At 68.7% G+C, this 22,846-nt stretch carries 11 protein-coding genes; 8 read left to right on the top strand and 3 right to left on the bottom strand.

What is annotated here, in order from left to right; translation table 11 throughout:
- Nucleotides 1-54: 54 nt before the first annotated feature.
- From BM297_RS09815 to BM297_RS09790, 6 genes are all read left to right on the top strand, one after another.
- Nucleotides 55-1,374, top strand: a complete 1,320-nt coding sequence (locus BM297_RS09815) for an MdtA/MuxA family multidrug efflux RND transporter periplasmic adaptor subunit (RefSeq protein ID WP_092430708.1) — start codon at nt 55-57, stop codon at nt 1,372-1,374.
- Nucleotides 1,371-4,487, top strand: coding sequence for an MdtB/MuxB family multidrug efflux RND transporter permease subunit (locus BM297_RS09810; RefSeq protein WP_092430706.1), 3,117 nt, complete (start codon nt 1,371-1,373; stop codon nt 4,485-4,487). Before BM297_RS09815 ends, BM297_RS09810 begins: the two co-directional genes overlap by 4 nt.
- Nucleotides 4,484-7,591 carry an efflux RND transporter permease subunit gene (locus BM297_RS09805; protein WP_092430704.1) on the top strand — a complete coding sequence of 1,036 codons (3,108 nt, stop codon included), beginning with the start codon at nt 4,484-4,486 and terminating at the stop codon, nt 7,589-7,591. Before BM297_RS09810 ends, BM297_RS09805 begins: the two co-directional genes overlap by 4 nt.
- Nucleotides 7,588-9,048 carry an efflux transporter outer membrane subunit gene (locus BM297_RS09800; protein ID WP_092430702.1) on the top strand — a complete coding sequence of 487 codons (1,461 nt, stop codon included), beginning with the start codon at nt 7,588-7,590 and terminating at the stop codon, nt 9,046-9,048. The genes BM297_RS09805 and BM297_RS09800 overlap by 4 nt, the downstream gene beginning before the upstream one ends.
- A 257-nt stretch (nt 9,049-9,305) precedes the next feature.
- Nucleotides 9,306-10,784 carry a Fic family protein gene (locus BM297_RS09795; RefSeq protein ID WP_092430700.1) on the top strand — a complete coding sequence of 493 codons (1,479 nt, stop codon included), beginning with the start codon at nt 9,306-9,308 and terminating at the stop codon, nt 10,782-10,784.
- Between the two features lie 225 nt (nt 10,785-11,009).
- Nucleotides 11,010-13,478: a patatin-like protein gene (locus tag BM297_RS09790; protein WP_092430698.1), complete on the top strand. Its 2,469-nt coding sequence runs from the start codon at nt 11,010-11,012 to the stop codon at nt 13,476-13,478.
- 39 nt (nt 13,479-13,517) lie between these two features.
- On the opposite strand, the gene BM297_RS09785 is transcribed toward BM297_RS09790, so the two are convergent.
- Complete coding sequence (locus tag BM297_RS09785) at nt 13,518-14,528, bottom strand: DctP family TRAP transporter solute-binding subunit (protein ID WP_092430696.1); 1,011 nt, start codon at nt 14,526-14,528, stop codon at nt 13,518-13,520.
- A gap of 227 nt (nt 14,529-14,755) precedes the next feature.
- On the opposite strand from BM297_RS09785, the gene BM297_RS09780 reads away from it, so the two are divergent.
- Together BM297_RS09780 and BM297_RS09775 are read left to right on the top strand one after the other, a co-directional pair.
- The gene (locus tag BM297_RS09780; RefSeq protein ID WP_092430694.1) at nt 14,756-16,486 is read left to right on the top strand and encodes an autotransporter assembly complex protein TamA; all 1,731 of its coding nucleotides are present in this window, start codon (nt 14,756-14,758) and stop codon (nt 16,484-16,486) included.
- A gap of 8 nt (nt 16,487-16,494) precedes the next feature.
- Nucleotides 16,495-20,154, top strand: a complete 3,660-nt coding sequence (locus BM297_RS09775; RefSeq protein WP_092430692.1) for a translocation/assembly module TamB domain-containing protein — start codon at nt 16,495-16,497, stop codon at nt 20,152-20,154.
- A gap of 113 nt (nt 20,155-20,267) precedes the next feature.
- On the opposite strand, the gene BM297_RS09770 is transcribed toward BM297_RS09775, so the two are convergent.
- Both BM297_RS09770 and BM297_RS09765 read right to left on the bottom strand, forming a co-directional pair.
- On the bottom strand, nt 20,268-22,412 hold the full coding sequence (locus BM297_RS09770) for a putative bifunctional diguanylate cyclase/phosphodiesterase (protein ID WP_342742279.1): 2,145 nt from the start codon (nt 22,410-22,412) through the stop codon (nt 20,268-20,270).
- The gene (locus BM297_RS09765; RefSeq protein WP_092430690.1) at nt 22,409-22,843 is read right to left on the bottom strand and encodes a response regulator; all 435 of its coding nucleotides are present in this window, start codon (nt 22,841-22,843) and stop codon (nt 22,409-22,411) included. The genes BM297_RS09770 and BM297_RS09765 overlap by 4 nt, the downstream gene beginning before the upstream one ends.
- Between the last annotated feature and the right edge of the window lie 3 nt (nt 22,844-22,846).

The raw sequence follows: 22,846 nt of genomic DNA, 5'->3' as shown, positions 1-22,846 counted from the left end.
CGCCCCAACTGAGAAGCCTTATCGTTCAGGCTCCCAAGGAAAGTGACCTGCACCATGTCCGAGATCAACCACCCAACCCGTTCTTCCCGTAATCGCTGGCTGGCCGGCGGCATCGTCGTGCTGCTGGCCGCCGCGCTGGCCTGGTGGCAGTGGCCGGCGACCGACCAACCGGCATCGGAGGGTGCCCGCGGGCCGGGAGGCGGCAGCCTGAGCGGTCCGGGCGGTCGCCCGGGCGGTTTCCGTGGCATGGGGATGGGCGGCCCGGTGCCGGTGCGCCTGGCCACGGCGGCGCTCGGCGACTATGCGGTGGAGCTCAAGGCCCTCGGCACCGTCACCGCCTTCAACACGGTGAGCGTGCTGCCGCGCGTCGACGGCCAGCTGGTCAAGGTGCTGTTCGAGGAAGGCCAACTGGTCAAGGCCGGCCAGATGCTGGCGCAGATCGACCCGCGTCCGTACCGTGCGGCGCTGGACAAGGCCGAGGGTGATCTCGCCGAGCGCCGCGCCGAGCTGAAGAACGCCGAGCTGGACCTCAAACGCTACCAGGGCCTGTACGCCGAGGACTCCATCGCCAAGCAGACCCTCGATACCCAGCAGGCCACGGTCGAGCAGCTGCGCGGCGGCCTGCAGAGCCTGCAGGCGGCGGTGGCCGAGGCGCGCCTGAACCTCGAGTTCACCGAGGTCAAGGCGCCGATCGCCGGGCGCCTCGGCCTGCGCCAGGTCGACGTCGGCAACCTGGTGACTTCCGGCGGCACCACGCCGCTGGTGACCATCACCCAGACCGCGCCGATCACGGTCAGCTTCACCCTGCCCGAGGCCGAGCTGCCGGCGCTGCTGGCGCGGCATCGCGGCGGCGAGGCGCTCAAGGTCGAGGCCTGGGACCGCGGCGAACGCCAGCGTCTGGCCGAAGGCGTGCTGGCCAGCCTGGACAACCAGATCGACACCGCCACCGGCACGGTCAAGCTCAAGGCGCGCTTCGATAACGGCGACGAGCGCCTGTTCCCCAACCAGTTCGTCAACGTGCGCCTGCTGCTGGAGACTCGCCGCGAGGCCCTGTTGCTGCCGGCGGCGGCGGTGCAGTTCGGCTCGGCGGGCACCTTCGTCTACGTGGTGGGCGCAGACAACAAGGTGATAGTGCGCCCGGTCACGGTCGCCGCCAGCAATGGCGAGCAGAGCCTGATCGGCGCGGGCCTGGCCGCCGGCGAGCAGGTGGTGCTGGAAGGCACCGACCGCCTGCGCGAGGGCAGCACGGTCGAGGTGGTGGAGGGCGCAGCCAAGGAAGTCACCCTGCCGGTCGCACCCGCCCCGGCTACCAACCCGCGCGGCGAACGGCCGCTGCCGGCTGACGGCGCCCCGGCACGGAAGCCCACGGCATGAGCCTGTCGCGCCCGTTCATCCTGCGCCCGGTGGCCACCACCCTGCTGATGGTGGCGATCTTCCTCGCCGGGCTGATCGCCTACCGCATGCTGCCGGTGGCGGCGCTGCCGCAGGTCGACTACCCGACCATCCGCGTGCTGACCCTGTACCCCGGCGCCAGCCCGGAGGTGATGGGCAGCGCGGTGACCGCGCCGCTGGAGCGCCAGTTCGGCCAGATGCCGGGCCTCAAGCAGATGTCCTCGACCAGCTCGGGCGGCGCCTCGGTGATCACCCTGCGCTTCGGTCTCGACGTCGAGCTGGACGTCGCCGAACAGGAGGTGCAGGCGGCGATCAACGCGGCCAACAACCTGTTACCCAACGACCTGCCGGCGCCGCCGGTCTACAACAAGGTCAACCCGGCCGACACCCCGGTGCTGACCCTGGCGATCACCTCGCAGACCCTGCCGCTGCCCGAGGTCAACGACCTGGTCGACACGCGCATGGCGCAGAAGCTGGCGCAGATCAGCGGCGTCGGCCTGGTCAGCCTGGCCGGCGGCCAGCGCCCGGCGGTGCGCATCCGCGTCAACCCGCAGGCGCTCGCCGCCTACGGCCTCAACCTGTCCGACGTGCGCAGCCTGATCAACGCCGCCAACGTCAACCAGCCCAAGGGCAACTTCGACGGCCCGACCCGCGTCTCCCAGCTGGACGCCAACGACCAGCTGCGATCCGCCGCCGAGTACCGCGACCTGGTGCTCAGCTACAGCGCCGGCGCCACCCTGCGCCTGGGCGACATCGCCGAGGTGGTCGACGGCGCCGAGAACGAGCGCCTGGCCGCCTGGGCCGACCAGAGCGCCGCGGTGCTGGTCAACGTGCAGCGCCAGCCGGGCGCCAACGTCATCGAGGTGGTCGACCGCATCCAGGCGCTGCTGCCGCAGATCAGCGCCAGCCTGCCGGCCGGCGTCGAGGTGGCGGTGCTCAGCGACCGCACCCAGACCATCCGCGCCGCGGTGCGCGACGTGCAGTTCGAGCTGCTGCTGGCCGTGTGCCTGGTGGTGCTGGTGACCTTCCTGTTCCTGCGTCGCCTGGCCGCCACGGTGATCCCGTCGATCGCCGTGCCGCTGTCCTTGATCGGCACCTTCGCGGTGATGCACCTGGCCGGCTTCTCGGTCAACAACCTGACCCTGATGGCGCTGACCGTCGCTGCCGGCTTCGTGGTCGACGACGCCATCGTCATGCTGGAGAACATTGCCCGCCATCTCGAGGCGGGCGAGACGCCGCTCAACGCCGCGCTCAAGGGCGCCAAGCAGATCGGCTTCACGCTGATCTCGCTGACCTTCTCGCTGATCGCCGTGCTGATTCCGCTGCTGTTCATGGCCGACGTGGTCGGGCGACTGTTCCGCGAGTTCGCCATCACCCTGGCGGTGGCCATCCTCATCTCCCTGGTGGTGTCGCTGACCCTGACGCCGATGATGTGCGCGCGCCTGCTCAAGCATCAGCCCGAAGGCGAGCAGGGGCGCTTCTACAAGGCCAGCGGCGCGTGGATCGACTGGCTGATCGCCCGCTACGATCACGGGCTGACCTGGGTGCTGCGCCACCAAGGCGCCACCTTGCTGGTCGCAGTACTCACCCTGGGTCTCACGATTGTTCTGTATCTTGCTGTTCCCAAAGGATTTTTCCCGATACAGGACGTGGGCGCCATACAGGGCATCAGCCAGGCACCGCAGAGCATCTCGTTCAAGGCCATGAGCGAACGTCAGCAGCGCCTGGCCGAGGTGATCCTGCGCGATCCGGCGGTGCTGAGCCTGTCTTCCTACATCGGCGTCGACGGCGACAACGCCACCCTCAACAGCGGACGCATGCAGATCAACCTGGTGCCGCACGGCGAGCGCGAGCTGACCGCCGCCGAGGTGATCGAGCGGCTCAAGCCCGAGCTGGCGCAGGTGCCGGGCATCGAGCTGTTCCTGCAGCCGGTGCAGGAGCTGACCGTCGAGGACCGCGTCAGCCGCACCCAGTACCAGTTCAGCCTGGAGTCGCCGGATGCGGCGCTGCTCGAGGAGTGGACGCCGCGCCTTGTCGAGGCGCTGGAGCCGCTGGCCGAGCTGGCCGACGTCACCAGCGACCTGCAGAACCGCGGCCTGCAGGCCTTCCTGCAGATCGACCGCGACCTGGCCGGGCGCCTCGGGGTGACCATGAGCGCCATCGACAGCGCACTGTACGACGCCTTCGGCCAGCGGCAGATCTCCACCATCTTCACCCAGACCAGCCAGTACCGCGTGGTGCTGGAGAGCCAGGGCGCCCGCGATCAGGGGCTGGCCGCCCTGCGCGAGATCCACGTGGCCGGCACCGACGGCGTGCAGGTGCCGCTGGCCAGCCTGGTGCGGGTCGAGGAGCGCGCCACCGCGCTGCAGGTCAACCGCATCGGCCAGTTCCCGGCGGTCACAGTGTCGTTCAACCTGGCGCCGGGGGTGGCGCTGGGCGAGGCGGTGGCGCGCATCGAGCAGGTCGAGGCCGCGATCGGCCTGCCGGAAGGCGTGCAGAGCCGCTTCCAGGGCGCCGCCGAGGCGTTCCGCGCCTCGCTGTCCAGCACCCTGTGGCTGATCCTCGCCGCCATCGTCACCATGTACATCGTGCTCGGCGTGCTCTACGAGAGCTACATCCACCCGATCACCATCCTCTCGACCTTGCCCTCGGCCGGAGTCGGCGCGCTGCTGGCGCTGCTGCTCAGCGGCAACGACCTGGGGATGATCGCGGTGATCGGCATCATCCTGCTGATCGGCATCGTCAAGAAGAACGCGATCATGATGATCGACTTCGCGCTGGAGGCCGAGCGCCACCAGGGCATGGACCCGCAGGCGGCGATCCACCAGGCGGCGCTGCTGCGCTTCCGGCCGATCCTGATGACCACCCTGGCCGCGCTGTTCGGCGCCGTGCCGCTGATGCTCGCCTCGGGCTCCGGCGCCGAGCTGCGCCAGCCGCTGGGCCTGGTGATGGTCGGCGGCCTGCTGGTCAGCCAGGTGCTGACCCTGTTCACCACCCCGGTGATCTACCTGTGGTTCGACCGCCTGAGCCGGCGCTTCATGGGCCGCAGCGCGGCGGGTGTGGCGGTCGAGGCGATGCCCGAGGGCGGTCGATGAACCTCTCCGCCCCCTTCATCGTCCGCCCGGTCGCCACCCTGCTGCTCAGCCTGGCGATCCTGCTGGCCGGCGCCTTGAGCTTCGGCCTGCTGCCGGTGTCGCCGCTGCCGCAGATGGACTTCCCGGTGATCACCGTGCAGGCCAGCCTGCCCGGCGCCAGCCCGCAGGTGATGGCCTCTAGCGTGGCCACGCCGCTGGAGCGCTCGCTCGGCACCATCGCCGGCATCAGCCAGATGACCAGCCGCAGCAGCCAGGGCTCGACGCGGATCATCCTGCAGTTCGAGCTGGGTCGCGACATCAACGCCGCCGCACGCGAGGTGCAGGCGGCGATCAACGCCGCGCGCAACCTGCTGCCCAGCGCCATGCGCAGCATGCCCACCTACCGCAAGGTCAACCCGTCGCAGGCACCGATCATGGTGCTGTCGCTGACCTCGCCAGTGCTGGAGAAGGGCCAGCTGTACGACGCCGCGTCGACCATCATCGCCCAGAAGCTGTCCCAGGTGCCCGGGGTCGGCGAGGTGCAGATCGGCGGCAGCTCGCTGCCGGCGGTGCGCGTCGAATTGCAGCCGCGCCTGCTCGAGCAGTACGGCCTGGCCCTCGACGACGTGCGCCAGGCGCTCAGCGACGCCAACGTGCGCGGCCCCAAGGGTGCGCTGGAGGCCGGCGCGCGCCACTGGCAGGTGGCCAGCAACGACCAGCTGGACCGGGCCGCCGACTACATCCCGCTGATCATCCGCCACCAGGACGGCGCGGCGATCCGCCTGGGTGACGTCGCCACGGTGCGCGACAGCGTGGAGAACCGCTACAACAGCGGCTTCTACAACGACGAGCAGGCGGTGCTGCTGGTGGTCAACCGCCAGGCCGACGCCAACATCATCGAGACCATCGAGGGCATCCGCGCCGAGCTTCCGGCGCTGCGCGCGGTGCTGCCGGCCAGCGCCGAGCTGGCGGTGGCGATGGACCGCTCGCCGACCATCCGCGCCACCCTGCACGAGGCCGAGCGCACCCTGCTGATTGCCGTCGGCCTGGTGATCCTGGTGGTGCTGGCCTTCCTCGGCCACTGGCGCGCGGCGCTGATCCCGGCGCTGGCGGTGCCGGTGTCGCTGGTCGGCAGCTTCGCCGCCATGCACCTGCTGGGCTTCTCGCTGAACAACCTGTCGCTGATGGCGCTGATCATCGCCACCGGCCTGGTGGTCGACGACGCCATCGTGGTGCTGGAGAACATCGCCCGCCATATCGAGGCCGGCGAGAAGCCGCTGGCCGCCGCGCTCAAGGGTTCGCGCGAGGTGGGCTTCACCCTGCTGTCGATGAACGTGTCGCTGGTGGCGGTGTTCCTCTCCATCCTGTTCATGGGCGGCATCGTCGAGCGGCTGTTCCGCGAGTTCTCCATCACCCTGACGGTGGCTATCGTCATCTCCCTGCTGGTGTCGCTGACCCTGACGCCGATGCTCTGCGCACGCTGGCTGCGTGCCGAGGATAAGGAGCGCGCGCCCAACCGCTTGCAGCGCCTGGGTAGCCGGGTGCAGGAGCGGGTGCTGGCGTTCTACCGCGTGAGCCTGGAGTGGGCGCTCAAGCACTCGCTGCTGACCCTGCTCAGCCTGCTGGCGACCATCGCCCTCAACGTCTGGCTGTTCGTCAGCGTGCCGAAGACCTTCATGCCGCAGCAGGACACCGGCCAGCTGGTCGGCTTCATCCGCGGCGACGACGGCCTGTCGTTCCAGGTCATGCAGCCGAAGATGGAGATCTTCCGCCGCGCGGTGCTCAGGGACCCGGCGGTGGAGAGCGTGGCCGGTTTCATCGGCGGCGAGGGCGGGATCAACAACGCCTTCATGATCGTGCGTCTCAAGCCCGTGGCCGAGCGCGGCGTCAGCGCCCAGCAGGTGGCCGAGCGCCTGCGCCGCACCCTGCCCAAGGTGCCCGGCGGCCAGCTGTTCCTGATGCCCGACCAGGACCTGCGCTTCGGCGGCCACCAGGGCGGCAGCTCGGAGAACGAGTACGTGCTGCTGGCCAGCGAGCTGGAGGATCTGCGTACCTGGATGCCGAAGGTGCGCGATGCGCTGAAGACCCTGCCGGAACTCACCGACATCGACGCCAACGAGGGCGAGGGCGCCCAGCAGATCACCCTGGTGGTCGACCGCGACGCCGCCAAGCGCCTGGGCGTGGACATGAGCACGGTCACCAGTCTGCTCAACAACGCCTTCAGCCAGCGCCAGGTGTCGACCATCTACGAGAGCCTCAACCAGTACAGCGTGGTGATGGAGATCGACCCGCAGTACGCCCAGCATCCCGAGGCGCTCGACCAGGTGCGCCTGGTCGGCAGCGATGGCCAGCGGGTGCCGCTGTCGACCATCGCCCATTGGGAACGCAGCCTGGAGGAGGACCGCGTGCAGCACGACGGCGCCTTCGCCGCCGAGAGCATCAGCTTCGCCCTGGCCGAAGGGGTGAGCCTCGAACAGGCGACCACCGCCATCGAGCGCGCCATGGCGCTGATCGACCTGCCCACCGAGGTGCAGGGCAAGATGGGCGGCACCGGCGGCGCCTTCCAGCAGGCCCAGCAGTCGCAGCCGCTGATGATCCTCGGCGCGCTGCTGCTGGTGTACATCGTCCTCGGCATCCTCTACGAGAGCTATATCCACCCGCTGACCATCCTCTCCACCCTGCCTTCGGCCGGGGTCGGCGCGCTGCTGGCGATCCAGCTCACCGGCGGGCAGTTCAGCCTGATCTCGCTGCTCGGCCTGTTCCTGCTGATCGGCGTGGTGAAGAAGAACGCCATCCTGATGATTGACCTGGCCCTGCAGCTCGAGCGCCAGGAGCGCCTCAGCCCGGCCGAGTCGATCCGCCGCGCCTGCCTGCTGCGCTTCCGGCCGATCGTGATGACCACCCTGGCGGCCATCCTCGGCGCGCTGCCGCTGCTGCTCGGCAGCGCCGAAGGCGCCGAGATGCGCCAGCCGCTGGGCATGACCATCGTCGGCGGGCTGATCCTCAGCCAGCTGCTCACCCTCTACACCACCCCGGTGGTCTACCTGTACCTCGACCGCCTGCGCCACTGCGTCAACCGCTGGCGCGGGCGGCCCAGCGATGCCGCACTGGAAGCTCATCCATGAAACGCAAGCACACCATTCCCGCACTGGCCCTGCTGACCCTGGCCCTGACCGGCTGCGCCATCGGCCCGGACTACCAGCGTCCCGAGCTGAACACCCCGGCGGCGTTCAGGCAGGCAGCAGGCTGGAAGGCCGCCGAGCCGGCCGATGCCCTGGCGCGCGGCGCCTGGTGGGAGCTGTACGGCGACGCCACCCTCAACGACCTGCAGCAGCGCCTCGAGCAGTCCAACCAGAGCCTCGCCCAGTCGCTGGCGCAGTACCGCGAGGCGCAGGCACTGGTGCGCGGCACCCGCGCCGCGTTCTTCCCCTCGGTGTCGGCCAATGCCGGCAGGACCCGCTCGGGACAGGGCGGTGGCAGCAGCACGGTGCGCCTGGCCGACGGCTCCACCGTCACCAGCTCCGGCAGTGGCGGGGTTTCCAAGAGCTACGACCTGACCTTCGGGGTCAACTGGGAGATCGACCTGTGGGGCAAGCTGCGCCGCCAGCTGGAGGCGGACAACGCCAGCCTGTCGGCCAGCGCCGCCGATCTGGCCGCTGTGCGCCTCAGCCTGCAGTCCGAGTTGGCGCAGAACTACCTGCAGCTGCGCGTGCTGGACGAGCAGCAGCGCCTGCTGGATGCCACGGTGGCGGCCTACGCCCGCTCGCTGAAACTCACCGAGAACCAGTACCAGGCCGGCATCGTGCCGAAATCCGATGTGACCCAGGCGCGCACCCAGCTGAAGAGCACCGAGGCGCAGGCCATCGACCTCAAGTACCAGCGCGCCCAGCTGGAGCATGCCATGGCCGTGCTGATCGGCGTGCCGCCTGCCGAGTTCGCGCTGGCCGCGGTGGACGGCGTGCCGGCGCTGCCCGAGGTGCCGGTCAGCGTGCCCTCGCAGCTGCTGGAGCGCCGTCCTGACGTGGCCAGCGCCGAGCGCGCGGTGATGAGCGCCAACGCCGAGATCGGCGTGGCCAAGGCCGCCTGGTTCCCCAGTCTGAATCTGAGTGCCGCCGGCGGCTATCGCAGCGGCACCCTCGATCGGTGGCTCAGCACGCCCAACCGCTTCTGGTCGATCGGCCCGGAATTCGCCATGACCCTGTTCGACGCCGGGCTGATCCGCTCGCAGGTCGACCAGGCCGAGGCGCGCTACGACCAGACCGTGGCCGGCTACCGGCAGACCGTGCTGGACAGCTTCCGCGAGGTGGAGGACTTCCTGGTGCAGCTGCGCGTGCTGGAGGAGGAGAGCGCCGTGCAGCAGCAGGCGCTGGACGCCGCGCGCGAGTCGCTGCGCCTGGTGGAGAACCAGTACAAGGCCGGCACCATCGACTACAACAGCGTGGTCAGCGTGCAGACCGCGGCGCTGTCCAACGAGCGCACCCAGCTCGACCTGCTCGGCAGCCGGCTGACCGCCAGCGTGCAGCTGATCGCCGCGCTGGGTGGCGGCTGGCAGGGGCCGGAACAGGCAGCCAGGCGGGAGTGACCGACTCACCACGGTCATGCTGATACGGTCTGCCTCGTGTAGACCCTGTGCTGCCGGGTGGGGCAGGCTGGCGACGCCCTGCGCATAACCCGGCAGCGACACTATCGGCGAGATATCCAACATGCGGAGCGCATCCGGACCCGCTGACCGACGACGTCTACGCAAAAAAAATGGTAAAACTGCCATCCAGCACAAAAAATCCTGGCGCCGCACAAGAAATTCGCTGTGCTGGGCGGTATTCAAGAGGGAACTGAGCCATGCAACCCGTCGGTTACAGCCGCCTGCTTCAGGAGCCGGCAGTCAGGGCGTTGCCGCCCGTGCGCCTGGCCGAGACCCGGACGGTCACCCGCAAGGAAGTGATCGGCCAGACCCTGGCCATCCCGGCCAGCATGGCACCTGCGGCTGACGACCTGCTCGGGCATGTGCTGTTCGCCCTCAAGCACGAGGGTATTGATCTGGCCATCCTGGCCCAAGTCCTGCCGCTTATCCCCGAGCCGGTCATCCGCGCCGCCATCGACGCCAGCCCTACCAGCCAGTACTTGCGCAAGGTCTGCTACCTGTGGGAGCACTTCACCGGCCAGCATATCCAGCGCCACAGCGACAGTCTGCGTACCACCTACGTGCCGCTGTTCGACCCCGCCCAGTACATCACTGCCGCTGGAGAGAAGAACAGCCGCTGGCGGGTGCTGTTCAACGGCATCGGCAACCTCGACTACTGCATCACCCTGCGCCGCACCGACGAGTTGCAGGCACTGCTCGACCGCAACCTGTTGCAGCAGGCCACCGAATTCAGCGAATCGCTGCCCCGCGACATCCTGAACCGCGCCCTGGCCTGGGCCTACCTGCACGAAACCCGTGACTCCTACGCCATCGAAAGGGAAAGCCCCAGCGAGGACAAGGCCAGCCGTTTCGTTAACCTGCTGAAGCAGGCTCACCAGCCCCGCCCGCTGGACGAAGACTACCTGGTCGAGCTGCAGAATGCGGTGATCAGCAACGTCTACGCCCTCGCGGCGGCCTTCCGCCACGAACAGAACTACCTGAGCAACGGCCTGCGCGGTGCGCTCGGCGTCACCTATGTGCCGCCACCGCCCGAACTGGGGCGCGAGCTGATGGTGCAGCTGATGCAACTGGCCAATCAACCGCCTGGGGATCTCGATCCGCTGCTGCTGGCCAGCATAGTGTCCTTCGGTTTCGTCTTCATCCACCCCTTCATGGATGGCAACGGCCGCCTGTCGCGCTTCCTCTTCCATCAGGTGCTCTGCCAGCGCGGTGCGCTCAAGCACGGCCTGCTGCTGCCGGTATCCGTGGTGCTGCGCCAGAACGAGTCCGACTACCTGGCCACCCTGCAGGGCTTTTCCGAACCGGCACGGCGTTTCTGGGAGGTGACCTTCATCGACGAAGGCCAGTTCGCCTTCGACTTCACCGGCCACCCTGCGCTGTACCGCTACTGGGATGGCACCACCTGTGCCGAATTCATGCTGCGCGCCACCGAGCAGGCACTCGAACGCCACCTCAAGGAAGAAACCCTGTTTCTCAACCGCTACGACGCCATATACCGGCGCATCGACCAGCAGTTCGACATTCCCAACAGCGTCCTGTCGCGGCTGGTGATGTTCTGCCTCGACCAGAACGGCAAGCTCTCGCAGAACCGCCGCAAACAGTACCAGTATCAGGTGCCCGAAGCGGTCTTCGATGCTCTGGAAACTGCCTGGCGAGAGGTGCTGGACCAGCCTTGAAAACAGGGATAGCGACGATGCCCTTGTACTGCCAGCTTGTGTGTGTGTAGAAGGCAGCTCAGCTGCTCCCGGCCGAGTCGGGCCTGCTCAGGGGGACAGGTCATGTGGAGTTGAAGACACTTCGGCAATCGCACGCTTTCTGCGCTAGCTTTGATGGCGGCGGTGGTGTCTGGCAGCCGCCCCGGCGATGACTTGCAAAGGCGCCGCGTCCGCAACGGAGCGACCATGAAAGAGAAAGAACTCCGCTTGGCGCTGGTGTTCTTCGGCGGGGTCTCCCTCGCGGTCTACCAGCACGGCATCAACCGGGAAATCCTCAATCTGGTGCGCGCCTCGAAGGTCTATCACGCCGGCCGCTCCGGCGACGAGGATGTCGGGCCTGGCCGCAGTTTTCACCAGCACTATCCCGACGAGCCAGAGCGCTCCACCGGCGACATCTACCGCGAGTTCCTCGATGCCCTGGGCAAGGACATGGCCCTGCGGGTGATCGTCGACGTCGTCGCCGGCTCCTCGGCGGGCGGGATCAACGGCATCACCCTGTCCGCCGCCCTGGCCCACGACCGCTCGTTGATGCCGATCACCAGCATGTGGCTGGAGCAGGCCGACATGCTCAACCTGCTGGCGCCCGAAGCCAAGGCGCGGATGTGGAGCAAGTGGTATTTCTGGCCGCTGCTGCGCCCGCTGCTGTCGCGCCTCGGCCGCGAGGGCCTGCTGCCGGGGCAGGCGGATGCCGAGATGGGCAAGCGCATCTCGGTGTTCCTGCGCTCGCGCTGGTTCAAGCCACCGCTCGATGGCCGGCTGCTGAGTTCGCTGATGCTCGACGGCCTGACCGCCATGCATGATTCCGGCTCGGCCTGGGATTCACTGCTGCCCAAGGGGGAGCGGCTCGACCTGCTGGTGACGGTGACGGATTTTCGCGGCCTCGAGCGGCCAATCTTCATCCACGATCCGCCGGTGGTCTACGAGCGCGAGCACCGCCATCTGCTGCGCTTCGCTCTCGAACACCGCAAGACCGGCCATCTGCTCAGCGACTTCGATGCCGACAACTTCCCCTCGCTGGCCTTCGCCGGCCGCGCCTCGGCGTCCTATCCCGGCGGCTTTCCGCCCGCTCAGCTGCGCGAGATCGATGACCTGCTGGCCGAGCGACACCTGCCCTGGCCGGCGCGCTCGCGCTTTCTGGCGGAGAACTTCCGCAACTATCGCGAGCGCGGCGAGAACCCCGAGGAAGCGGTGCTGGTGGACGGCAGCATCCTCGACAACAAGCCGATCATGGCCTGTGTCGAGGCGATCCGTACCCACGGTGCCTTCCGCGAGGTGGACCGTCGCCTGGTGTACATCGACCCGCATCCGAAAAGCACCAAGCTACCGCGGGGCAGCGGCGTGCCGGGCTTCTTCGCCACCCTGCGCGGGGCATTCACCGATCTGCCGCGCAACGACCCGGTGTACAACGAACTGGCGATGATCAGCCGCTACAACGTGCAGGCGCGGCGGCTGAAGGCGGCCATCCTCAATGCCCGCCCGCAGATCGCCCGACTGATCGAGGCGGAGACCGAGGGGCGGCTGAAGGGCGAGTTCACCGTCGAGGACCTGCGTCACTGGCGGCTGTTGTCGATCACCCTGCTGTCCGGCACCTCGGTCGTCTACGACGCCTGGCTGCGTTCGCTGATCTTCGAGGCGTTGGACTTCATCGTGCGGCTGATCGCCACCGCCTGCCAGTACGCGCCGGACTCGCCAGAGGCACGGCGTGTCCAGGAGGCCATCGAGGCCTGGGCGCGCCGGCAGGAGATCATTGCCGAGACCTATGCGATGTCGGCGAACCTGTACCGCAACGTCGACCTGCCGCTGTTCGCGCGGATGATCCTCGACTTCGGGCTGATCTACAAAAGGCGCCGGCTGAACTTCGTGCTGCACGAGATCAACGAACTCTACCCCGACGTCAGCGAGGGTCCGGCCGCCGAGGAGGAGACCGAGGCCCTCGACCTGCTGAAGATCAAGATCCACAAGTGCATCACCGAGCTGGCCGCCTACGACGACCTCGACTTCCTCAGCCGCCACGCGCTGAACGCCTGCCGCGAGCTGTTTCTCGAGGACTGGGCGGAGCAGCGCCCGCTCACCGCCGAGGTGGTGGACGCCGACCCGGAGGCGGTTGCCGCGCTCAGCCATCTGATCGAACGGCTGGCCCAGGAGTGCGACATGGCGCGCAGTGCCGACGATTCGGACACGGCGCTGGCCTCGTCGCTGGTGCAGGGGCTCAAGGAGCAGAGCCGCATCGCCATCCTCACCGGCTACCTCGGCTATTTCTTCTGGGACGTGATCCTGCGCCCGACGGCCAGCGCGCTGTCGCTGGACGAGGGACCGATCGAGGAGATTCTGGTCGACCGCATCAGCCCGGAAGACGCCAGCAGCATCGTCCTCGACGAGGGCAAGCCGGTGCTGCTGGGCAGCTCGTTCGCCGGCTTCGGCGGTTTCCTCGGCCGGGCGGTGCGCGAGAACGACTACCTGTGGGGGCGCCTGCATGCGGTGGATCGGCTGTTCGACATCCTGCTCAGCACCGTGCCGGCCAATCTGCGCGATGGTCTGGCGGTCGACGCGCTGAAGAAGCGCGCCTTCGAGCGGGTGCTGGAGGAGGAGGGACGGCGCCTGGAGCTGGTCCCCGAGCTGCTCGCCCGCATCAGTGACGCGGTCAGCCGGCTGTAGCGGCTGCAGGCACCGCGCGCCGAGCGGTGCCTGCAACACTCAGTTCCGCGTCGTGCGGTTGGCCGCCTTGGCGGCGCGCAGCACGGTGGCGCCGATCTCGCCTTCGAACTGCTGCCACACCGGTTGCATGGCCGCCCGCCAGGCGGCGCGCTCCGCGTCGCTGAGGGCGATGATCCGGCTCTGCCCGGAGGCGGCGATGCGCTCGCGGTCGGCGGCGTTGAGGCGCGCGGCCTGCTGGTTCACCGCGTAGGTCACCTCGTCGATGATCGCCTCCAGCTCGCTGCGGATCTCGTGGGGAATGCCGTACCAGAAGCGCGCGTTGCTCACCAGCATGTAGTCCAGCACGCCGTGGTTGGTCTCGCTGATGTAGGGCTGCACCTGGTGCAGCTGCTGGCTGTAGAGGTTCGACCAGGGGTTTTCCGCCCCCTGCACCTTGCCGCTCTGCAGCGCGCCGCGCACCTCGGCGAATGGCAGCTTGACGCTCTTGGCGCCGACGGCGGCGAACTGCGCCTCGAGCACCTTGGACGACTGGATGCGGAAACTCAGGTCGCGGGCATCCGCCGGCTGCTGCAGGGGACGGCTGGCGGACAGTTGCTTCATGCCGTTGTGCCAGTAGGCCAGACCGATGATGCCGTGCTGGTTCATCGACAGCAGCAGGTCGCGACCGGTCGGGCGCTGCTGGAAGCGGTCGACCGCCGCCAGGTCGTCGAACAGGAAGGGCAGGTCGAACACCTTGAGCTTGGGCGTGTACTGCTCGAACTTGGCCAGCGACGGCGCGAGCAGCTGTACCTCGCCGCGCTGCAGGGCGGCCAGCTCCTCGGCATCGCCAAACAGGCTGGAGTTGGCGTGCACCTCGACCTTCACCCGGTCGCCGAGGCGTTCGGTGACCAGTTTCTGCAGCAGCAGGGCACCCTGGCCCTTGGGGGTGTCCTCCGTCACCACGTGGGCGAAGCGGATCACGATGGGTTCGGCGGCCGCGGCCGCCTGGACGATGGCGCTCGGCAGGAGCAGTCCGGTGGCGAGGCCGGCGGCCAGCAGTGTTTTCAGCATGGGGGATTCCCTTTTCTTCTGTTTTTCGGCCCGTGAGGGACCTGTCGACAGGGCAATAGCTGTGCCACACGCTCAGGAATGGGCTGGTGGAATGCAAAGGGTGATGTGGATCACGTTGTGATGGCGGCTTTTCGCCGTTGTTGGCTGATGATTTGGCGGAAATCCGCCACAGGGTCGCGCAGGGTGAATAGCCGGAAATATCCGACGAGCGTGCTAGGATCGGGAGCATGAAAAGCATTTTCCTTTCCGCCCCCGCCGTGCTGCTCGCCCTGCTGGTCGCCACCAGCGGTGCCGCCGCGGCCGAGCTGGAGGTGCTGCTGTCACCCAGAAGCAAGGCACTGCGCGAGAATGTCGAGGCGCACGTCGGCGAGCTGGGCGATCGCGATCTGCGCAGCCTGCAGCGCTTCTCCCGCCACGCCGAGCGCGAGGCCGCCAAGGCGCTGCAGGCGCTGGGCTACTACCGGGCGAAGATCCGCAGCGAAGTGCTGGAAGAGGATGGCAACCCGCTGCTGCGCCTGCACATCGAGCGGGGCGAGGCGGTGCGTCTGCGCACGGTGGAGATCCGCGTTGAAGGCGAGGCCGCGCAGTTCCCGCGCTTTGGCGTACCGCGCAGCGCCAAGCTGGCGCCGGGCGCGGTGCTCGACCACGGCGCCTACGAGGATGCCAAGCGGCTGATCCGCAACCGGGCGCTGCGCTTCGGCTTCTTCGACGGGCGCTTCGTCGAGCAGAGCCTGCTGGTCGATCCCGAGGCCGGGGTGGCCGACATCCATCTGGTCTACCAGAGCGGCGCGCGTTATCACCTGGGCCAGGTGCAGTTCGAGGGCGAGACGCCGTTCGACGCCGACCTGCTGGCGCGCATGGTGCCGTTCCAGGCTGGCGTGCCCTACGACTCCGACCTGATCGGCGAACTGAACCGCGCGCTGGTCTCCAGCGGCTATTTCGAGGACGTGCGGGTGGATGCCGCGCCGGAGCAGGCCGAGGACCATACCATCCCGGTGCAGGTGCGCCTGCAGGCGCGCAAGCCGCGCACCCTGGCAGCCGGTGCGGGTTACTCCACCGACGTCGGTCCACGCCTGCGTGGCACCTGGCGGCGGCATTGGCGCGGCGCGCAAGGCCATCGCCTGGGCGCAGACTTCGAGTTCTCCAGCCCACGGCAGAACATCAGCAGTTGGTACGAGATCCCGCTGGATCCGCCGATGACCGACAGTCTGCGCTTCACCACCGGCTACCAGATGGAAGATCTGGTCGACACCGAGAGCGAGCGGCTGACCCTCGGCGCCCAGTGGCAGCACCTGCCGGAGAACGAGTGGCAGCGCATCGTCTCGCTGCGCTGGGAGCAGGAGCGCTTCACCACCGGTGAGGATGAGGGGCGCAGTACCCTGTTGCTGCCGGGTATCGGCTTCAGTCGCACGGTCAGCGACCACAAGATCGATCCCAGTCGCGGCTGGCGCCTGCAGGCGGACCTCACCGGCGCCAGCCGAGCCTTGCTGTCGGATACCGACCTGCTGCACCTCAACCTGCTGGCCAAGGGCCTGACCAGCTTCGCCGGCGGGCACCGCTTGCTGGGGCGCGTGCAGTTCGGCGGCATCGCCACCAACGACTTCGCCGCCATTCCGCCTTCGCTGCGCTTCTTCGCCGGCGGCGACCAGAGCGTGCGTGGCTACGACTACCAGACCCTGTCGCCGCGCGACAGCGAGGGCGATCGTGTCGGTGGCCGCTATCTGCTGGTCGGCAGCCTGGAATACCAGTACCCGCTGCGCGAGCGCTGGCGCCTGGCCACCTTCGTCGACCACGGCAACGCCATCGACGGCTTCAGCGACCCGCTGAAGACCGGCGTCGGCATCGGCGTGCGCTGGGTGTCGCCGGTCGGCCCGTTGCGCCTGGACCTGGCCCACGCGCTGGACCAGGATGAGGGGTCGGGCTTTCGCATCCACTTCTCCATGGGGCCGGAGCTGTGAAGAGGCGAATGCTGCGCTGGCTGGGCATCGCCGGGCTTCTCCCGCTGCTGGCGCTGGCCGCCGTGCTCGCCCTGCCGGCGACCGAAACCGGCAGCCGCTGGCTGCTCGGTCGGGTGCCGGGCCTGGCGGTGGAGGATTTCCGTGGTCGCCTGCTCGGCGACTGGAGCGCCGGTGCGTTGCGTTGGCAGTCCGGGGAGACGCGGGTGGCGCTGGAGCAGCTCAAGGTGGTCAACCGCCTGGCCTGCCTGCGCCAGCAGCTGCTGTGCCTCGACGAGCTGAGCGCCACGCGCCTGCAGCTGGAGCTGCCGCCCGCCGCGGAGGACGCCGCCAGCGCGCCGCTGAGCCTGCCGGATATCCGCCTGCCGCTGGGCGTGGCCATCCAGCGTCTGCAGCTGGGCAGCCTGGAGATCAATGGCGTGCAGCAGCTGCATGACCTGGCACTGGCTGCCCGCCTGGATCGCCAGGGCTTGCAGCTGTCCGCCGTGGACCTGCAGCGCCCGGACCTGCGCCTGACCCTCAGCGAACTGAGTCTGCAGCCCCACGGCGACTGGCCGCTGCGCGCCCGCGCCACCCTGCAACTGCCGCCGGTGGACGAGCGGGCCTGGCAGCTCGGCCTGCAGCTGGACGGCCGCCTGCTGCAGCGCCTGGAGCTGGTGGCGCACAGCGAGGGCTACCTGAACGGCGAGCTGCGTGGCTGGCTGCAGCCGTTGGGGGAAGGGTTGCCGCTGGACGTCAAGCTCACCGCCACGGATTTCCAGGCCCTGACCAGCCTGCCGCCGAGCCTGCGCTTCACCACCCTCGCTCTGAGCGCCAGTGGCACCCTGCGCGAGGGCTATGCACTGGACGGCACCGCCACCCTGGCCGGAACGGCGCAGCCGGTGAGCGTGGCGCTGCGCGGCAGCGTGGCTGCCGGCGGTGCGCAGGTCGAGCGCCTGCGCCTGCGGGACGCTGCCGGCGAAACCCTGCAGCTCGCCGGCAGCCTCGACTGGCGCGAGACCTTCGCCGCCGACCTGACCCTCGAGGGCGGCGCCTTCGCTTGGCAGCAGCTGTATCCGCAGGAAGGTGTCGATCTGGAGCTCCAGCAGCTGCAGGCCGCGCTCAACTATGCCGACAGCCGCTACCAGGGCGATTTCGATGTCCGCCTGCAGAGCCCGGCCGGGCCGCTGCGCTTGCGCAGCCCGCTGCAGGGCGATCATGGCCAGCTGCAGCTGGCCGAGCTGCGCCTGGACGCCGGCAAGGGCCGGGCGGAGGGCGAACTGGCGCTCGGCTTTGCCGAAGCCTTCAGCTGGCAGACCCGCCTGCAGCTGGCCGAGCTCGATCCGGCCTACTGGCTCAAGGAGTTGCCCGGACGCATCGGCGGCAAAGTGGCCAGCAGCGGCGAGCTGCGCGATGGCCGGCTGCAACTGCAGGCCGACTGGGGGCTGGACGGCCAGCTGCGCCAGCAGCCGCTGGACTTAAAGGGCCGCCTGCAGGGCGAGAACCAGCGCTGGCAACTGGCCGAGCTGGCCTTGCGTCTGGGCGACAACCGCATCGACGGCCAGGGCGCGCTGAATGAGCGGCTGGACGGCCAGTTCAGGCTGGCGCTGGCGCGCCTCGACCAGCTGTGGCCCGAGCTGCACGGGCAAGCCACGGGCGAACTCAAGCTGGCCGGAACCCTGGCTGCGCCGCAGGGCAGTCTTGTGGTGCAGGGTAAGGGACTGGGCCATGCGCAGCAGCTGGTGCGGGAGCTGGCGCTGGATGCCCGCCTCGATGCCCGCCAGCACGCCACTGTGCAACTGGACGCCCGTGGCCTGCGCAGCGGCGACAGCGACTTCGGCCAGCTGGCGCTCAAGGGCAGCGGCAGCCGGCAGCAGCACAGCGTCGAGCTGAACCTCGACGGCGAGCCGCTGCGTCTGGCCCTGGCCCTGGCCGGTGGTCTGGACCACCAGCAGGACTGGCGCGGCAGCCTGAGTCGCGGCGCCGCCAGTGCCGCCGGCTTCGACTGGCAGCTGCAGCGCCCGGCCAGCCTGGAGCGAACCGCCGCCGGACGGATCACCCTGGGCGCCCATTGCTGGCACTCGGAGGAGGCCAGCCTGTGCGCCGACAACCAGCGCCTGCTGCCCGAGCCGCAACTGCGCCTGCGCCTGCGCGATTTCGATCTGGCGCGCCTGCGCCGCAGCCTGCCGCGCGGCACGGCCCTGGTCGGCCGGGTGAACGGCGATGTGCGCCTCGACCTGCCGGCCAGCGGGCCCAACGGCGAGCTGCGCCTGGACGCCGGCAGCGGCCAGCTGCGCATCCGCGAGCGCGGCCAGTGGCTGGAGATTCCCTACCGGCAGCTGCTGTTCACCAGCCAGCTGCGCCCGCAGCAGATCGACAGCCGACTGCTCCTGTCCGGCCCGACCCTCGGCGCGCTGGAGCTGGATGCGCGCATTGACCCGAGCCCGCAGGACAAGCCGTTGTCCGGCAGTTTCCGCCTCGATGGCCTGGACCTCGCCCTGGCGCGACCGTTCGCCCGCCAGGTCGAGCGCATCGAGGGGCGCATCGATGGCAGCGGCCGGTTGGCCGGAAGCCTGCTGGCGCCGGTGGTCAATGGTCGCGTGCAGCTGCGCGACGGCCACCTCAGTGGCGGCGAGCTGCCGCTCACCTTCGAGCAGCTGCAGCTGGCCCTGCAGATCAGTGGCCAGCAGGCGCAGCTCGACGGCAGCTGGCGCAGTGGCGCGCAGGGGCAGGGCAGCGTCGCCGGCAGCCTGAGTTGGGCCGGCACGCCGCAGATGGACCTGCAGGTCCGTGGCAGCCGCCTGCCGGCGGTGGTCGAGCCCTACGCCAACCTCGAGGTCGAACCCGACCTGCAGCTCAGCCTGCGTGACAACCAGTTCACCCTCGGCGGGCAGGTGGCCGTGCCGCGCGGGCAGATCACCGTGCGCGATCTGCCACCAGAGACGGTCAGGGTTTCCGGGGATGCGCAGATCGTCGGCCAGCAGCCGGCTGCCGCGGCCGCCCCCGGCCTGAAGATCGACCTGCGCCTGGCCCTCGGCGCGGAGCGCCTGCGCTTTGCCGGCTTCGGCCTGACCGCCGACATCAAGGGCAACCTGCGCCTGCGCGACAACCTCGACAGCCGCGGCACCCTCGACCTGGAGAACGGCCGCTACCGCGCCTATGGCCAGCGCCTGACCCTGCGCCGAGCGCGGCTGATCTTCGCCGGCCCCATCGACCAGCCGCTGCTGGACATCGAGGCGATCCGCAAGGTCGACGATGTCACCGCCGGCCTGCGCATCAGCGGCCGCGCCGATGCGCCGGTCAGCGAGGTGTTCTCCGAGCCGGCGATGAGCCAGGAGCAGGCGCTGTCCTATCTGGTGCTCGGCCGCGCCCCGGGCAGCAGCGGCGACAGTGACATGCTCAGCCAGGCCGCGTTGGCCCTGGGCCTGGCCGGTGGCACGCCGGTGGGTGGCGCCATCGCCGAGCGCCTCGGGATCAGGGACTTCCTGCTGGAAAGCGAAGGCACAGGCGCGTCCAGCAGCGTGGCGGCCAGCGGCTACCTCTCGGAGAAGCTCAGCCTGCGTTATGGCGTCGGCGTGTTCGAGCAGGGCAACGTCTTCGCCCTGCGCTACGACCTGACCAAGAAGCTCTACCTGGAGGCCGCCAGCGGCCTGGCCAGCTCGCTGGATCTGTTCTACAAGCGGGATTACTGAGCAGGCGCTGAACAAGCCACTTCGGCAACCGCGGGAAAAGGCACCTGTCGTCGCTCCCGCGCAGGCGGGCGGCAGGTGCTGTGCGCCTTGCGGATCCCCGTCTGAGGGAATGACTACTTCTTCAGCGTTTTCCCGGGCTGCCTGGCCTGTTGCAGGTAGCGCTCCAGCTCGGCAAACGGCATGGCCCGGGCGTAGAGGTAGCCCTGGAAGGCGTCGCACTGGTTGCGGCTGAGGAAGTCGGCCTGTTCGGCGGTCTCCACGCCTTCGGCCACCACCATGAGGTCGAGGTGGTGGGCCATGGAGATGATGCCCTGGGTGATGGCAGCGTCGCGGCGGTCGCTGATCAGTTCGTGGACGAAGGAGCGGTCGATCTTCACCTTGTCGATTGGCAGGTCCTTCAGGTAGCTGAGGCTGGAGTAGCCGGTACCGAAGTCGTCCAGCGCCAGGCCGACACCCAGGGCGCGCAGCTCGTGGAGCAGCTCGATGGCTCGCTCGGCGTTTTTCAGCAGCACGCTTTCGGTGATCTCCAGCTCCAGCAGGTGCGCCGGCAGAGCGCTGTTGTCCAGAGCGCGGCGCACGGTCTCGACGAAGTTGCTGCGCAGGAAGTGCACGGCCGAGATGTTCACCGACACAGCACCACGGGCCAGTCCCTGGTCGAGCAGCTGGCGATTGTGGCGGCAGGCGGTATCCAGCACCCACTGGCTGATCGGAATGATCTGCCCGGTGTCCTCGGCCACCGGAATGAACTGCATGGGTGAGATCATGCCGCGCTCGGCGTGCGGCCAGCGCAACAGCGCTTCGCTGCCGATCACGGCGCCGCTGCGCGCATCGATCTGCGGCTGGTAGTGCAGCTCGAAGCTCATGGTCTCGATGGCTTTCTGCAGCTCGTTGCGCAGGGTCATGCGCTCGCTGACTTCCTGATTGAGGTGCTCGGTGTACCACTGGTAGTTGTTGCGGCCGTGCTGCTTGGCCTGGTACATGGCCAGGTCGGCTTCCTGGATCAGCTTCATCGGCTGCTCGATGTCGCCGTCGCTGAGGGTGATGCCAATGCTGGCGGTGACGTGCAGTTCCAGCTCGTTGAAATGGTAGGGGCGGGCGATGCTGTGGATCAGCCGTTCGGCCACCAGCAGCGCATCCTCGCCATGGGCGAGGTCGGGCAGCAGCACGACGAACTCGTCGCCACCGAGGCGGGCCAGGGTGTCGCCCGGGCGGATCTGCGCGTTCATGCGCTGGGCGACTTCCACCAGTATCTTGTCGCCCATCGCGTGGCCAAGGGTGTCGTTGATCGGCTTGAAGCCGTCGAGATCGATCAGCATCACCGCCAGTTCCCGCGCGTAGCGCCGGGCAATCTGGCAGCCCTGCAGCAGGCGATCCTCCAGCAGGGAGCGATTGGGCAGGCCGGTGAGCACGTCGTGGCTGGCGTTGTAGGCTAGCTCGGACTCGAAGCGCTTGCGTTCGGAGATGTCGTTCTGCACACCGATGTAGTGGGTGATCACGCCGCGCTCGTCCGGCACCGGGGCGATGTACAGGTCGTTCCAGAAGGCGCTGCCGTCCTTGCGGAAGTTGCGCAGCACCACGTGCGCCTCGCGCTGTTCGGCCATGCAGCGGCGGATCTCGGCGATGCCGGGTTGCTGGGTCTGGTTGCCCTGCAGGAAGCGGCAGTTGCGGCCGAGCACTTCTTCCTCGCGGTAGCCGGTGATGCGCTCGAAGGCCTGGTTGGCGTAGATGATCGGCTGGTCGGCCGCCCGCGCATCGACGATCAGCACGCCGTTGTAGCTGGCTTCCAGGCAGCGTTGCAGCAGAGTGGAACGGGTATTGCTGCGGCTCAGCCGCTCGCGCGCGGTGGCGCGCTCCAGAGCGTAGCGGATGCTGCGCCCGAGCAGGCGACCGTCGAACTGGCCCTTGACCAGATAGTCCGAGGCACCCAGTTCGATGGCGCGAGCGTCCAGATCGCTGTCGTCCTGGCCAGTGAGGAGAATCAACGGATGCTGCATGCCGCGGGCGCTGGCATGGCGCACCAGTTCCAGGCCGGAGTCGGCGCCGAGCCGGTAGTCGATCAGATAGAGGTCGTGGGCATCGCTGTCGATGGCGTTCAGGCCGCGTTCGAAGCTGTCCACCCATTCCAGCACGTAATGCAGGTTGCCGGCCTCGCGCAGCAGGTCGCGGATGATCAGGAAGTCGTCCTCGTCATCTTCGATCAGCAGCAGGCGCAGCGGGTGCTCGGGCAGGCTCATGGACGGGGCGGCTCCGATGGTCATTCGACGGCTTCCAGGCAGTAGTCACCGAGGCGGCGGACCACCTCTAGCAGGCCGCTGTAGCTGGCCGGCTTGCTGATGAACGAGTCTGCCCCGGCCGCATAGCTGCGGCGAATATCCTCATCGTCGCAGGAGGTACTGAGCACGATCACCGGTATGCGGCACAGCACGGCGTCTGCCTTGAGCGCGTGCAGGGTTGCCCGGCCATCCATGCGCGGCATGTTCAGGTCGAGGAGGATCAGGCCCGGCAGCGGGTAGCGCTGGGCGTCGTTGTAGGGTGGACGGTGGTTCAGGTAGTCCAGCAGCTCTTCGCCATCCTGGACAAAGTCCACGCGGTTGGGCAGCCGGCATTCGCTGAACGCCTCGCGGGTGAGCAGACAGTCGTCGGGGTCGTCATCGGCAATCAGGATGGGGGCGGCGATGGCGCGCGGCATGAC

Origin of the sequence: Geopseudomonas sagittaria (assembly GCF_900115715.1) — a bacterium.
In the GTDB taxonomy this organism is placed as follows: Bacteria; Pseudomonadota; Gammaproteobacteria; order Pseudomonadales; family Pseudomonadaceae; genus Geopseudomonas; species Geopseudomonas sagittaria.
This window is presented reverse-complemented; position numbering and strand designations above follow the sequence as displayed.